General features: G+C 68.7%; 9 protein-coding genes. 5 read left to right on the top strand and 4 right to left on the bottom strand.

The features are described 5' to 3' along the window. Positions 1 to 516: 516 nt before the first annotated feature. The 4 genes from ACESM1_RS29025 to ACESM1_RS29010 all read right to left on the bottom strand — a co-directional run bounded on the left by ACESM1_RS29025 (position 517) and on the right by ACESM1_RS29010 (position 6,044). On the bottom strand, positions 517 to 3,258 hold the full coding sequence (locus tag ACESM1_RS29025; RefSeq protein ID WP_372624707.1) for a hypothetical protein: 2,742 nt from the start codon (positions 3,256 to 3,258) through the stop codon (positions 517 to 519). A 196-nt stretch (positions 3,259 to 3,454) separates the two neighbouring features. After that, positions 3,455 to 3,655 carry a helix-turn-helix transcriptional regulator gene (locus ACESM1_RS29020; protein WP_372624706.1) on the bottom strand — a complete coding sequence of 67 codons (201 nt, stop codon included), beginning with the start codon at positions 3,653 to 3,655 and terminating at the stop codon, positions 3,455 to 3,457. Between the two features lie 405 nt (positions 3,656 to 4,060). Then, complete coding sequence (locus ACESM1_RS29015) at positions 4,061 to 5,053, bottom strand: hypothetical protein (protein WP_372624705.1); 993 nt, start codon at positions 5,051 to 5,053, stop codon at positions 4,061 to 4,063. A 7-nt stretch (positions 5,054 to 5,060) separates the two neighbouring features. After that, positions 5,061 to 6,044 carry a hypothetical protein gene (locus tag ACESM1_RS29010; RefSeq protein WP_372624704.1) on the bottom strand — a complete coding sequence of 328 codons (984 nt, stop codon included), beginning with the start codon at positions 6,042 to 6,044 and terminating at the stop codon, positions 5,061 to 5,063. A gap of 468 nt (positions 6,045 to 6,512) precedes the next feature. On the opposite strand from ACESM1_RS29010, the gene ACESM1_RS29005 reads away from it, so the two are divergent. From ACESM1_RS29005 to ACESM1_RS28985, 5 genes are all read left to right on the top strand, one after another. Further along, a complete protein-coding gene (locus ACESM1_RS29005; RefSeq protein WP_372624703.1) occupies positions 6,513 to 7,019 on the top strand; it encodes a DUF2924 domain-containing protein in 507 nt (168 codons plus the stop codon). Beyond that, positions 7,016 to 8,368, top strand: a complete 1,353-nt coding sequence (locus ACESM1_RS29000; protein ID WP_372624702.1) for a recombinase family protein — start codon at positions 7,016 to 7,018, stop codon at positions 8,366 to 8,368. Before ACESM1_RS29005 ends, ACESM1_RS29000 begins: the two co-directional genes overlap by 4 nt. Continuing rightward, positions 8,365 to 8,754: a hypothetical protein gene (locus tag ACESM1_RS28995; RefSeq protein WP_372624701.1), complete on the top strand. Its 390-nt coding sequence runs from the start codon at positions 8,365 to 8,367 to the stop codon at positions 8,752 to 8,754. Before ACESM1_RS29000 ends, ACESM1_RS28995 begins: the two co-directional genes overlap by 4 nt. A gap of 181 nt (positions 8,755 to 8,935) precedes the next feature. Beyond that, positions 8,936 to 12,376 (top strand): M10 family metallopeptidase C-terminal domain-containing protein, encoded by a 3,441-nt coding sequence (locus ACESM1_RS28990; protein WP_372624700.1) that lies wholly within the window; start codon positions 8,936 to 8,938, stop codon positions 12,374 to 12,376. A 766-nt stretch (positions 12,377 to 13,142) separates the two neighbouring features. After that, positions 13,143 to 14,041 (top strand): calcium-binding protein (locus ACESM1_RS28985; RefSeq protein WP_372624699.1); only part of this gene is annotated, 899 nt, incomplete at its 3' end.

The raw sequence follows: 14,041 nt of genomic DNA, 5'->3' as shown, positions 1-14,041 counted from the left end.
CACCATCGGCCGCATCGTCGACGCCTTCACGCCTGGGGAGTGCGCCAACTACTTCGCCGCTGCCGGCTACGATGCAGACTGATCGGAAACCGCTCTAGCAGATCGGGAATCATCGGATCAACGCGACGTTCTTGCGATGCACTACGCTGCGCTACGACAACCGACATCCAACGGCGGCTCTTTTTTCAGCGCGGGACGTGGACGCTCGTGGGTCGGCCGCGGAGTGCGTGCGCGCGTTGCGGGCGGAGTGGATCAGCGCATCGACGCGGCTGGTCGTGTAGGTCGGGAACATCGTCGCATCGCTGATGTGGCCGGCCATCCTGCGCTCCCTCAGCAGCAGGAACACCCCGCGCGAGCTGTCTGATCCGGTGGGGATCGGTGGGGATCGGTGGGCATTTTCAGCCCTATCATAAAAACTGTCATTCACACGCACACACGATATAACGAACTCACTGACACTTCCCGCGGGGTAGCGGAAATATCCCCACCAACCCCACCGATCCCCACCTAAAACCTTCAGGCGGCGGCCGCCGGACGTGCGCTCGCAACACGCTCCAATACCCACTGCTGCACGCCGGTGCTCATCGATCCACGCCGGATCACGAGCCCTCCCACGATCCGATCGGCATTGGTGCCGAGCCATTTGCCGAGCCGGGCGCCATTGATCGCGCCGCCTCTGCCTGCCACCGCGAGCAGCGCTTCGCGCAAGTCCGGGTGACGGAAGTCGGCGCGTCCGGGCGCGCCAAACCCCATGCTCCCGTTGCTGCTGAACTCGGTTGCCAGTTCGATGATCTCCCGGACGGAGGTGGCGCCACAGCCGATCACCGCCTGCCACTGCTGCATGATGGCGCGCAGCTCCTCCAACCGCGGATCGCTGTCACGCGCTGCTTCCATGGTCTCGACCGGATCCGCCTCGTCGAGCCAGATGAGAGCGCCGCGGACCCACCCGCTCCATTCCTCGAAGGACCCGAGCGGATCCGGCGGGTTCGGCCGGCCGGCAGCCCAGTAGGCAAGCAGCACGGTCAGCGCCGCGGCGACCAGGCGGCCACGGTCGCGCTTTGCGAGATCCACCGGATCGAAGGCGAAGCTCCGCAACTCGGGACGCTCGACCTTTGCGTCCAGCTCGCCGACTATGGCGCGGCGCGTGACGTCGCCCGCCAGCACCAGGTTGTTCCCGGTGGCCGTCACCAGCGCATTGCTTGGCAGCTCCGGCGCTTCGGACAGGCCGAGGATGCGCGCGCGCACCACCTGCTGCGTCAGCATCGAGCAGAGAAAGTCCCCACCCAATGGCGTCTCGCAGTTGTCGATCGCAATGACGCCCTCACTGGCAAGGAGCAGGGCGCCGAGCCGCTTCTCGAACTCCTCCTCGGTCTTGCCCTGCGAGATCACGCCGGCCTCTCGACCGGTCGCGATGACGCTGGCGATGTCCACCAGCTTCGACTTGCCCGTGCCGGCCGCCGGCGCTGTGAAGGCATGCAGCGGCGCCGTCCGAAGCGAGCGGCGGATGCAGGCCGTGAGAATGGCCGACAGCGCGACCGCGGTGCTGGCACCGCTGATGAACGGAAAGCCCGCGAGCGGCTCCTTCAGCGCTGCGAGTGCCTTCCCGGCATGCTCGCGCGTCGGGCTGCGCCGGATCGCCGGGAACGTCGTGCCGCAGGGGTCGTACAGCAGCCCGGTGGCGGCATCATAGCCCGGCCGCGACAGCAGGCTGCCGTCCGGCCGCAGCGTCGGCGCGTTGATGATCCCCGCCAACACCGGCAGCTTCCAGCGCCCCCCGCGCTGGAGGTAGGTCGACGCGGCCTTGGCGGGCGCGTCGATCTGTACCCAGCTGTCGCTGCGGGCGTCGAACTTCTCCCAGGTCGCCGCCTGCGTCATCGCCTCGGCCAGCGCATGCGGCTCCACCTTGATGGCGCGCAGGCCGGCGACCTCCTGGTTGTCCGCGACCGTGACCGGCACCCGACCAGGGCGCACGATGAAGGGGCCGCGCTGATACAGGTCCAGGTCGGCCCGCAGCAGGGCAGCCTCGGCCTGATCCACGATCTCAGCGATTTCGCCGCCGGCCATGCGGATCAGGGGCCGGACGGGCGCATTGCCTGACAGGAACTCCGGGTTCGTCAGGTCGACGCCGGCGAGCCAGCCCTGCTGCAGCATGCGGCCGACGAAGAACAGCCGGTCGCGGCCGTCGCAATGCGCATGCCGGCAGTGGATCACGAAGCCCTTCGCCTCGCTGCCGGAGCCGGCGTCGCAGACGAAGGTCGCCTCGTCCTCGCCGGCATTGGTGTGCTCGGCCTCATTCGGGCAGCGCACCAGGTGCTTCGTGCCGTCGATGGTCCGGCCGAGCAGCGCAGCCGGGCGGCGCGCGCGCAGCGCCTTCGCGATCAGGAACCGCTGTCCGAGGCGCCGCGCCCAGGACCGCAGGTCGATCACCTTGCCGGTCTGCGGGTCGAGGGCTTCCTCGGGATCCGGCGCCCTTCGCTGGCGGCTCCGCTTTGCGGTGCCGCGCGGCTCGTCATCGGGCGGATCGGGCAGGGCGAAGATGTCGCACGGCGCGCCCTCCAGGGCGGCCGTCTCCGCCGGCGGCCCGTCTGCCGGCCTGCGGGGCAGGAAAAACAGCCGGGAGGCGTCGGTGCAGGCCTGGTCGTGCGACAGGCCGAGCGCGGCGGCCAGCGCCTCGATGCGCCCCTTCCAGGCACGGCCCGCAGTCCGTGTGTCCGGGTGGTCGTCCGCCCGCCAGGGCCGCAGCAGGGGGATCGCGATGCGGAACTTCGGGCAGGGCACATGCTCGAACAGCACGTGCTCGCCGACCTCGGCCGCGACCTTGGCGCCGGCCGCGATGCGCGGGAGATAGTCCTTCTGCTCAAGCAGGAATGCCTCGGCCGTGGCGGCCGCGCCGTGGTCGCGCTGAAACCGCTGCCAGTCGGTTCCTTTCACGGTCGTCCTGGTGGTCAGGTGCGAGTGGGTCGAGCTGATGATCGCCGCCCAGCGACGCGCCGTGACGGCCGCCCGGATCTCGTCGAGCGTCGCGCCGCTGTCGCTGTCCAACATCGCGACGTCGATCTGCACGGCCTCGGCCTTCTTGCGGCGACCGCCCGAGAAGACCGCCGGCACGATGCAGGTGCCGGCCTTGGGCCCGACTATGTGCGTCGTGAGGAGGTCGGCCAGCGCAGACCAGGTCAGCGCCTGGACGTCGGACCAGTCGTCCTTCTGCAGGTGGTGGCCGAAGGTGAAGCGGTAGGTGCGGGGGTCGGAGGCGCTCATCGCACACCTCCGTCACGACGGGTATTTGCCTGCCGCTAGCCGACTCGCGGATCGCGCCCGACTTCGCTCGCCCAGTCCTGGTGCGGTCGCCCGGCCGTCGGCAGCGTCCGGCGCGGCGGTTCCGGCTCCGACCAGCGCCTGCGGAACTGGACGTTGTTCTCGGGGTCGCTCATCGCCGCGGCTGCGGCGGTGTCGGTTACCCGGCCGCGCCGCGGAGGTTCGCCTGCTCGTAGGCAGCGATGTCCCGCTCGCGATATCTGACCTTCGAGCCGATCTTCAGGAACACTGGTCCGACCCTCTGCCAGCGCCAGCGTTCCAGGCTGCGCGGGCTGACGCCCCACCGTGCGGCCAGCTGGTGCTGGTCCAGGTAGGTCTCCTCCCGATCCCGGTCGGTCATCGGCGCACTCCGCTGTCGCTCCCCCGCTAGATACCCGCGAGGCCGCCGAAGTGCCGGGGGGCAGCACGTAGGCGTCGAGCCCCGCCGCGGCGGCATGGCGCCGTATCCGGGCGATGGTCTCGTAGATGCTCGACCGGTTCAGCCCGATGCTGGCAGCCGCCTCGGAGACGGAGCCGGTCGCCAAGGCGCCGCAGCAGCGCTGCATCGCGGGCGTCAGGCCGGCCACGAACCTGCGGACGTCGAGCGCCAGGGCATGGTCGTCCTGTTCCGCCCGCCAGTCGGTCGAGAGGTGATCGGCGAGCGTGCCGCTGTCCTCGCCCGGCAGCGGGGCACTGAGCGACACCGTCTGCCTCTCCCCCTTGCCCTTCGCGGTGGGCGTCGCCAGCGAGGCGGCGCGGTGCCCGATCACCAGGCGGGCGAAGGCCCCGAAGGGCGATCGCCGCTCGTCAAAGCCGCCGCGCCGTCGCCAGAAGTCGAGGAACAGCTCCTGTTCGAAGTCGCCCCGGTCCATCCCGGGGGCGGCCTTGGTGCGCTCCAGTCCTTGTTCGGCTTGTCACTTCGCGAGACGCGCATCCGCAGGATCTCGGGGGTCAGCTTCCTGGTATCGCCGCGGAACTTACAGTCTATCTCCTGGTCACTGGTGAGCCGCAGCGTCAGCTCCCCCCAGCGTGCGTCCGGCGGAAGCGCCCAGACCGGCGGCCTCTCTGGCTCCTTCAAGCGGCGCAGCAGCCGCGCCCGCGGCGCTTCCAGGATGACCTCCAGCGGCTGCACGGTCTGTAGCCGGCCCGTCTCGCCGACGCCCAGCACATCAGCCAGGGCCAGGATCAGGTGGCCTGCCGCACGCAGTCGCGCCTGGGTGGCCGGCGGCAGCGTCGCGGCGGTTCGCACGGCCACGACCCCCGGCTCGTCAGCCAGCGCGGTGCTCCGCAGCGCCTCCTCCGCGAGGGACGCATCGCGCTCGCCGAGTAACAGCACGATCGGGCACGAGATCCCGGCGGCGACGGCGTGCCGCCCGATCGGAACCAGCGCTGAACGCCGCGGCGGACCAGTGCCGTCCGACGGCGCGTCAAGCGCCGCCGAAATTTCGCCGGCCAGCCTCGCACGGTCGAGCGCCAGGACGGCAGCGTCCGTGTCCAAAAGCTCGAGGTCGTCGCAGGCACGCGGTGACTCACCGCAGACGGCGCGCAGCCGCCCGTCAGGCAGCCGCACGACGGTCCGTGGGCAACCATCCCCACCCGGCGATGGACAGGCCACTGCCAGGACCATTCTGCCGGTCGGGCGGAGATAGCGCGAGGCCAGCGGCCACTCGTCGCCGAGCTGTTCGCGCCATGCGAGACCATCCGCCGCCCAGCCCGGGATCGCGTTCAGCGCCGCCCAGAACCGCGGCAGCCGACGCATTCGCGCCTCAGCCGGCAGCCGTGCCGACCAGGAAGCCTCGCGCGCGCAGCCACGCCTCGATCACCACGCCATCATCGTTCCGCTCGTATCTGGCGCTCGCCGGCTTGCGGATGGTCACCCTCCGCTCCCGCGCGGAATCGGCGAACTTCACCTTGAAGACGGCGGCCGCCGGCTCCCGCGTGATCGGCTGCTCGATGCTCCGCGCCTCGGCTGCCGCATAGATATCGGTGGCGCGCCGGACCTCCTGCTCACCGTGCGAACCGCCCCAATTCAGGCGGTACTCGACGAGGCGGATTGCTTCGATGCCAGGGATGTCCTTGCACAGGAGGGCCTCCGCGCCTTCGTTGGCAAGCGGAGAGAGGGTGAAGCGCGGGCCGCTCGGGAAGTAGGCTTCGTCGCCAAACAGGTGCTCCCCCAGGGTCCTCAGGTAGAGGCGCTTCTCACCAAGGGTGCCAGCATGCACGGCAATCTCGTCCGTACCTTCGTCGTAGACGAGGACATCGTGCTTCTGTGGCCGGTACAGCGCCGTGCCCGCGGAGCCGTCATCGCCATGGCTCGCCTCCCGGCGCACGCGCTCCCCATGCCGAACCAGCAGCCAGACCAGATGACCCTGGCGGAAATCGAGCAACTTGCTGCCCCGCCCCCGCATCTTGCTGTCGAACCAGTCATCGAACGCGGCTTCGATCCGCTGACGGGCTGCCTCGTCGATCCTGGGGAAGGACCGCCGTCCACCGGTCCGGCCGCCATGGTAGTCGAAGCTCTGCTGCCGGACCGCAAGCGCCTGCGCATGCCGCATCTGCAGCAGCGCCGGCTTCGAAAGCCAGATGTCGATCGCGATGTCCGCTGCCGTGGCGTCCGGAGCGTCGGACACCGGCACCCCCGCCGCCTCAGCGTCCTCCAACAGCGCGTCAACGTCGTCGGGCGAGGAGGTCTCCTGGACGAAGTAGAGCGCATCCACCAGGTCCGGCGGCGTCTTGGCGTCAGGCGCCATGAGCAGTCGATGCCGTTCACGTCCGTCTCGGGCAGCACGAAGCCTCGCCCGGCCAGATAGGCTGCCCAGGGCCGTAGCAGGGCAGCGATGCGTCCCGGCGCGATCGTCGCGAGCCAGTCGGGATCGGTGAACTTCTTCAGCCGGAAGGTTGACATAGCCTCTCCGTCGAGTCGCGGCGGCAGCATACAATCTGCGGCCCATCTAACGGATTGGTTGATTACTCCATGCCCCCCCGACACTTCTCGGTGGTGCCGGATATTTGGATGGCATGCGTGCCAGTTCTCACCTTCCCTCCCACCTCCCGCCCCACCTCCGCGAGGTCTGCGACCTCCTCGCCCGCGGCCTGCTGCGGCTTCGTAGCCGCACTGCCGAGGAGTTCGCCCGCGACGCCGCGGACCGGGGAGAGAGGTCGCTACACTTCACCGCCTGCCAGAGCGTGCATGCGAACCCGCCCACCCGGAGACCCGCATGACGCCCAGGACCCGCAGGAAGTCCGAGCAGCCGCCGACGTTTACGGCGCCGGCGATTCCGCCCGCCGACGTGCTGGGCCGGCTCGCTGCCCTGAAGACCGCCGCCACGCCCGCGCTGCGCGAGCAGTGGCGGGACCTCTTCGGCGCCGAGCCGCCGCCCTACAACCGGCGCTTCCTGGAGAGCCGGCTCGCGTATCGGGTGCAGGAACTGGCGTATGGCGGCCTGAAGCCCGAGACGCTGGCTCGCCTCGAGGCGCTCGGCGAGCAGCTCGACGGCGGGAAGATCACCGTCCGGCGCATGCGCAGCGACGACAAGCCGATCGCCGGTACGCAGCTGATCCGCGAATACCAGGGGGTCGAGCATGTGGTGACCGTCACGCGCGACGGCTTCGAGTACCAGGGCCGCCCCTACCTGTCGCTCTCCGCCATCGCGCGCGCCATCACCGGCACGCGCTGGAACGGGCGGGTGTTCTTCGGGCTGCGCCCGAGCCGGAGCGCCGCATGAAGCGCGAGACGAAGCCGGCCGGCGCGATGCCGGCCACGGTCCGGAAGCTGCGCTGCGCGGTCTACACCCGGAAGTCGAGCGAGGAGGGGCTCGACATGGAGTTCAACTCGCTCGACGCCCAGCGCGAGGCTTGCGAGGCCTACATCGCCAGCCAGCGCGCCAAGGGCTGGGTGCTCGTGCGCGACCGTTACGACGACGGCGGCATCTCCGGCGGGACGCTCGACCGCCCCGCCCTGAAGCGCCTGGTCGCCGACATCCAGGAGGGGCTGGTCGACGTCGTGGTCGTGTACAAGATCGACCGCCTCAGCCGAGCGCTGCTGGACTTCAGCAAGCTCGTCGAGGTGTTCGACGCGAACCAAGTGACCTTCGTTTCCGTCACGCAGTCCTTCAACACGACCACCAGCATGGGCCGGCTGACACTGAACATCCTGCTGAGCTTTGCCCAATTCGAAAGAGAAGTCATCGGCGAGCGCATCCGCGACAAGGTGGCGGCGTCGCGCAAGCGTGGGATGTGGATGGGCGGTTTCGTGCCGCTCGGCTACGACGTGCGCGAGCGGAAGCTGGTGGTCAACGACGCCGAGGCGGCGCTGGTGCAGCGGATCTTCCAGGGCTTCGTCGAGATGGAGTCCTGCACGAAGCTGGTGCGGACGCTGCGGGCCGAGGGCGCCACGACGAAGCGGGGCCGGACGCTGACGAAGAGCGACGTGTATCGCATCCTCAGAAACCGCGTGTACCTCGGCGAGGCTGTGCATAAGGGCACGGCCTATCCCGGCGAGCACGACGCCATCGTCACCCAGGCGCAGTGGGAGGCGGTGCACGCCGTGCTGCAGGTCAGCCCGCGGGTGCGGGTCAACCGGACGCGCTGCGAGACGCCGGCGCTGCTGCGGGGCCTGATCTTCGGCAGTGACGGCCGGGCCATGTCGCCGACGCACGCCCGCGGACGGCGGGGCCAAATCTACCGCTACTACGTCAGCCAGTCGGTGGTGAAGGGCGGGGCGGCGGACGGGCCACCAGTGTCGCGCGTGTCGGCCGGCGAGATCGAGGCGGCGGTGATGGCGCAGGTGCGGGCGCTGCTGCGGCAGCCGGAGGTCGTCATTGGCACTTGGCGCGCAGCGCAGCGGCAGGACGGGAGCGGCACCGAGGCGGAGGTCCGGACGGCGCTGGAGCAGCTGGATCCGCTCTGGGACGAGCTGTTCCCGGCCGAGCAGGCGCGGATCGTGCGCCTGCTGGTGGAGCGGGTGGACGTCGGGCCTGACGGCGCGGATGTCCGCCTCCGGCTCGATGGACTGGCCAGCCTGGTGCGGGACCTCGCCGCCCGGCCGGCAGAGGCGGAAAGGGCGGCGGCGTGAGCGAGGCCACCAACACGCTGACGGTTCGGATCCCGCTGGCGGTGCGGCGCCGCGGCGGCGCCCGGAAGGTCATGGCCCCCGCCGGCGTGCTGGCCGCACGGGCGCGGGTGGACATCACCCTGGTGAAGGCGCTGGCACGGGCGTTCCGCTGGCGGCGGATGCTGGAGACCGGACACTACGCCACGGTGAAGGAGCTGGCCGCGGCCGAAAAGATCAACTCGTCCTACGTCTCGCGCGTGCTGCGGCTGACGCTCTTGGCGCCGGATATCGTCGAGGCGATCCTGGATGGGCGGCAGCCGGAGGGCATGACGCTGCCGAGGCTCTTGGACGGCGTGCCTGCGCGCTGGACCAAACAGACAGACCAGTTGAGCACCGGCCGCGAATGACGGCCGCCGACGCGCTGGGTGGGCGTCCTGGGAATGTGCCTGACCCCTCATAGACACGCAGCGCCCGTCGAGCACGTAATTGTGATGCGTTGCGGGTGCCGCATCATCTACGGTCCGCAACAAGCAAGACACTTTGACAGTGCCGGAAAGACGATTCGCCTTACCAAAGGAGAGCTGCGTCATGGCCGGCACGGATACCGTCGCTTCCACGGGTAATGTCGAGATCGACGCTCTGCTGACCGGCTACAGGTGGGATACGACTTCCCTCACTTTCTCCTTCCCCGACAGTGGCTGGTGGTACGTCCTCGAGCAGGTCAAGAACGAGCTCAGCATCGTCGACCTCATTGAGGCGGCGTTGCTCGTGGCGACCAATCCGCTTTCCGGCCTGATCAATCTCCTCCAGGACTTCCTAACCACTGCCGCAGGCGACACCTTGATCGTGTCCGGCATCGCCCTCAACGACTTCGACGAGTTTAACGACGCACAGAAGATTGCAGCGAACTTCGCGCTCGACGCGGCCGCCGCCGTATCCGGCCTGGAGTTCACGGAGGTCGACGAAGGTGACTTCGAGGTCGATCTGATTCCGGTCTTGGACGGCGACGGGCTCGACATCGGCTTCACCCACGGCACCATTCGCTTCGCCTTGACCGACAGTACGGACGCACCCGCCTTCGGCGTGCCGCCGCTGCCGAGCCTGCAGATCCTGATCGGCGAAGGCTTCCTGGGTGACACCTGGTACAAGAACGACGGCACCTTCGCCACGCCGGCGCTCGGCAACTTCGCCTTCTTCACCATCATGCACGAGCTCGGCCACGCGCTCGGCCTCAAGCATGGCCACGAGAGCGGCCTGTTCGGCGAGAACATCCCGGAGTGGCTGGGCGAAGCGCTCACCGGCGTGGATGGTCCGGAGCTCCCGGACAACCGGAACTCGATGGAATTCTCCATCATGACCTACCGGTCGGCCTTGAACGGGCCGAACCAGCTGTTGGCCCAGGGCTTTAACTACGCCCAGAGCTTCATGATGCTCGACATCGCGGCTCTGCAATACATGTACGGTGCTAACTTCAGCACCAATGCGGGCGACACGACCTACCGCTGGGATCCGCTCACGGGGACCATGTCGATCAACGGCGTGGCGCAGCTGCAGCCAGGCGGCAACCGGGTCTTTCTGACCGTCTGGGACGGCAACGGCAACGACACCTACGACCTGTCCAACTACACCAACGGCTCTTCAATCGATCTCAGCCCCGGCGGCTGGACGGTCACCGACACGAGCCAGCTTGCCAACCTCGGCAATGGCTATACGGCGCGCGCCAACGTCTTCAACGCCCTGCTGTTCAACGGCGACACGCGCTCGCTGATCGAGAATGCAGTCGGCGGCAGCGGTGCCGACACGATCGTCGGCAACGATATCGCGAACCGTCTGCAGGGGAATGGCGGCAACGACAGCATTTCCGGCTTGGCGGGTGGCGACACGCTTGAGGGCGGCGACGGCAGCGACACCCTGGATGGCGGCGCCGATGCCGATACGCTGCTCGGTGGGGCGGACCACGACCTGCTACTCGGCGGCGATGGCGACGACAGCCTCGAAGGTGGCGCGGGCAATGATACCGCCCGCGGCGGGGCGGGGGTCGCGACCATCAACGGCCAGGACGGGGATGACAGCATCGAGTCCGGAGACCTGGACGACCTGCTGTCCGGCGGAGCTGGCAACGATACCATCCTGGCTGGCGGGGGCGCGGACATCATCGCGGGCAACTCCGGCGATGACAGCGTGCTGGCCGGAGGCGGTGTCGACGTCGTCGTTGGCGGCTCGGGCAATGACAGCATCGATGGCGGCGAAGGCAACGACACGCTGAACGGCGATCCCGGCAATGACTCCATCGCGGGTGGATTGGGCGACGACTCGCTCGAAGGGGGCGACGACAACGACACGCTCCTCGGTGGGGCCGGCGCCGATACGCTCACCGGCGGTCAGGGCAACGACTGGCTCGAAGGCGGCGAGGACGCCGATCGCTTGCTGGCGGGCAGCGGCAACGACACGGTCGTCGGTGGCGGCGGTGGTGATTTCATCCTCGGCGAGGACGGCTCCGATGCCATCCTCGCAGGCGCTGGCGAGGACACAGTCGAGGCCGGAGCCGGCGATGACACGGTGTATGCTGGCAGCGAGGCTGATTCCATTCTTGGTGGCGCCGGCTTTGACTCGCTCTCCGGTGACGCGGGCGACGACATCATCGATGCCGGTGCGGACGCTGATACAGTCGATGGCGGCGAGGGCGCCGACACGCTCATTGGCGCGGCGGGACCGGACTGGCTGCGCGGCGGCAGCAGTGCTGACTCCGTCGTGGCCGGGAGCGAGGCCGACACGGTCTCGGGCGGCGAAGGCAACGACACGCTGCTGGCGGGCATTGGCGCTGACCTGGTCGACGGAGATGCCGGTGAGGACCTGATCCATGGTGGGGACGGCGCCGATACCCTGCGCGGTGGCATTGGGAACGACCTCATCTTCGGGGAGGCGGACAGCGACCATCTGCTCGGTGAGGACGGCAACGACACGCTCGCCGGCGGCGCCAGCGCCGATACGGTGGATGGCGGCGCCGGGGTCGACATGGCGTCCTATATCGACGCGACCGGGCCCGTAGTGATCAATCTGCAGGATCCCTCACAGACCACCGGCGATGCTGCTGGCGACCTGCTCATCTCCATCGAGCAGTTCGGTCTGTCGAACTTCGACGATACCTTCATCGGGCTGGATGACCCGCTCGTGCCCGATGTCGTCTATGGCCGCGACGGCAACGACACGCTGCTCGGCTTCGCCGGTGCCGATAGCCTGTTCGGTGAGGGCGGCGACGATTCGATCGTCGGCGGCGAAGGGCCCGACCTCATCGATGGTGGCTCCGGCACGGACACGACGTCGTTCCTCGAATCCACCATCGGCATTGTGGTGGACCTTGTGAACCCGGTCCGTAACACGGGCATCGCCCTGGGTGATCAGATCATCAGCGTCGAGCGGTTCCACATGACGCTGCAGAACGACGAATTCGTAGGGCTTGCGGCTGCCGAGACGATCTGGGGCTATCACGGGAATGACTCCGTGTTCGCCAACGACGGGGACGACATGGTCCTTGGCGGCGAACAGCACGACCTGCTGTCGGGCGGTGCGGGCGGCGACACGCTGCTCGGCGAAGCTGGCAATGATACCCTCACTGGTGGTGATGGCGACGACAGCCTGCTCGGAGGCGTCGACCTGGACAGCCTGGCGGGCGGAGCAGGCGCCGACACCCTGCGGGGTGGCGCCGGTGATGATCGCATTGCGGGCAACGCAGGCGACGACCAGATGTGGGGTGACGCTGGTCGTGACGTCTTCACCTACGCGGCGATAGGCTGGGGCGTAGACTGGATCTACGACTTCGAGGATCGCACTGACCGGATCGAGTTCACTGGGCTACCTGGCGGGCCCGGTGTGCAGGCCATGAACGCACTCGCAATTTCCGATCGGATGGGCGCCACGGGGGTCGAGACCGTCATCCAACTGGCGGCCGGTGGTCCGGACGAAATCGTCCTCGTCGGGATTGCGGCCACGCAAGTCAATCACCAGGACTTCCTGTTCTTCAGCGTTTGACAGCGCGAACCGAACTGCGGCGGCGCATGCTCGATCCGGCATTGCGCCGCCGCGGAGGACTTGGCCGCGCCGAGAAGATCAACTCGTCCTACGTCTCGCGCGTGCTGCGGCTCACGCTCCTGGTGCCCGAAATCGTGGAGGCGGTCCTGGACCGGCGGCAGCCGGAGGGGACGAGTCTGCCGGGGCTGACGGCATGGACACAAAATGGGCGGCGAGCAGCGTCAGGTGCTGCTAGCGGGTAGCTGAGCCGGCAGCCGCCGGGCTCGGCTGCCCGAGGAGGAGGGAAGCGGACTTGGATGGCCCAGCGTCTCAGCGGGCGTCAGTTATTCCGACCGATGGCGTCGCCGACGCCGACTGAGCTGGATCTGTCGCTCCCGGCTTCGGTCACCGCGCTGGCCAGCGGATAGCGCTTCGTTGGCAGTTCCAGAACAGGCGCTGCGAAGCGAAGCTGATCGATCTCGCGGAGCTTGTATCGGGGCCGTTGTCCTGTATTTCGCAAGAACACCGATCCTGTCGTCGGGCGTCGCGGCCGGTCTCTGTGCCGGAATTGTAGATCTCACGCGACGTAGCGCCACTGATGCGCCGCGGCGACTTGCCGGGGCTCAGCTCCGCTCGGTTGGGACTTCGCTGCGCAACAGAACGCAGGGTGCGGCGTACGCAACCTCAGCGGGAATAATCTGACCTGTTGTGCGCTTGCTAGTTGGTTGTGACTGGCGCGCAGCTGTTTCAATCTTTCGTGTGGCGAGCAGCGCCGCGAGGGAAGCCAATGTCGACGATCTTCGGCACCGATGGCGCCGACAACCTGCCGGGCAGCGGCGGCAGCGATACGATCGACGGTGCACTCTCCGGCTCGCCGGACACCGATATCGGAAACGACACGCTGAGCGGTGCGGCTGGCGATGACATGCTCCTCGGCCGCGCGGGGGCGGACAGCCTGAATGGCGGGGTGGGCGCCGACACGCTGCTGGGCGGCGCCGACAACGACCGGATCGTGTTCGCGGCGGGCGCGCCGGCCGATGGCGACGTGGTGGATGGCGGCGAGGGGATCGACACGCTGGACCTGTTCCCGCTCGGCAGCGGGTCGAAGGACATCACGGGCCAGTCCTGGACGAGCATCGAACGGCTGGAGCTGTTCGGCAGCCTGACGCTGCTGCTGTCGCAGTTCGACGGCATCGGCACCTATGAGAGCTTCGGCAACGGGCTGAGCCTGTTTGCCGGCGAGAGTGGCCTCTGGTCGCTCGCGGGCAAGAGCTTCAACACCGGCAGCCTGTCGCTGACCGGCACGGCCGGGGCGGACACGCTGATCGGCCGGGCGGGCACCGAGACGCTGAACGGCGGCGCCGGCGCGGACCTGCTCGAGGCCAATGACGGCAACGACGTGCTCGATGGCGGCACCGAGGCCGACACACTGCGCGGCGAGGCCGGCAACGACACGCTCTCCGGCGGGGATGGCGCCGACAGCCTCGATGGCGGCGCGGGCGCGGACAGCCTGAATGGCGGGGTGGGTGCCGACACGCTGCTCGGCGGCGCCGACAACGACCGGATCGTGTTCGCGGCGGGCGCGCTGGCCGATGGCGACGTGGTGGATGGCGGCGAGGGGATCGACACGCTGGACCTGTTCCCGCTCGGCAGCGGGTCGAAGGACATCACGGGCCAGTCCTGGAC

It is taken from the genome of Falsiroseomonas sp. (genome assembly GCF_041690465.1).
Lineage (GTDB): Bacteria > Pseudomonadota > Alphaproteobacteria > Acetobacterales > Acetobacteraceae > Falsiroseomonas.
The sequence above is the reverse complement of the archived record's forward strand: the minus strand, read 5'-3'. Positions and strand labels throughout refer to the sequence as shown.

Bases quoted from the DNA above. Each gene is read 5' to 3' on its own strand.
- ACESM1_RS29020 (WP_372624706.1), bottom strand. From the start codon at position 3,655: ATGACCGACCGGGATCGGGAGGAGACCTACCTGGACCAGCACCAGCTG.
- ACESM1_RS29000 (WP_372624702.1), top strand. From the start codon at position 7,016: ATGAAGCGCGAGACGAAGCCGGCCGGCGCGATGCCGGCCACGGTCCGG.
- ACESM1_RS28990 (WP_372624700.1), top strand. From the start codon at position 8,936: ATGGCCGGCACGGATACCGTCGCTTCCACGGGTAATGTCGAGATCGAC.
- ACESM1_RS29015 (WP_372624705.1), bottom strand. From the start codon at position 5,053: ATGCGTCGGCTGCCGCGGTTCTGGGCGGCGCTGAACGCGATCCCGGGC.
- ACESM1_RS29010 (WP_372624704.1), bottom strand. From the start codon at position 6,044: ATGGCGCCTGACGCCAAGACGCCGCCGGACCTGGTGGATGCGCTCTAC.
- ACESM1_RS29005 (WP_372624703.1), top strand. From the start codon at position 6,513: ATGACGCCCAGGACCCGCAGGAAGTCCGAGCAGCCGCCGACGTTTACG.
- ACESM1_RS29025 (WP_372624707.1), bottom strand. From the start codon at position 3,258: ATGAGCGCCTCCGACCCCCGCACCTACCGCTTCACCTTCGGCCACCAC.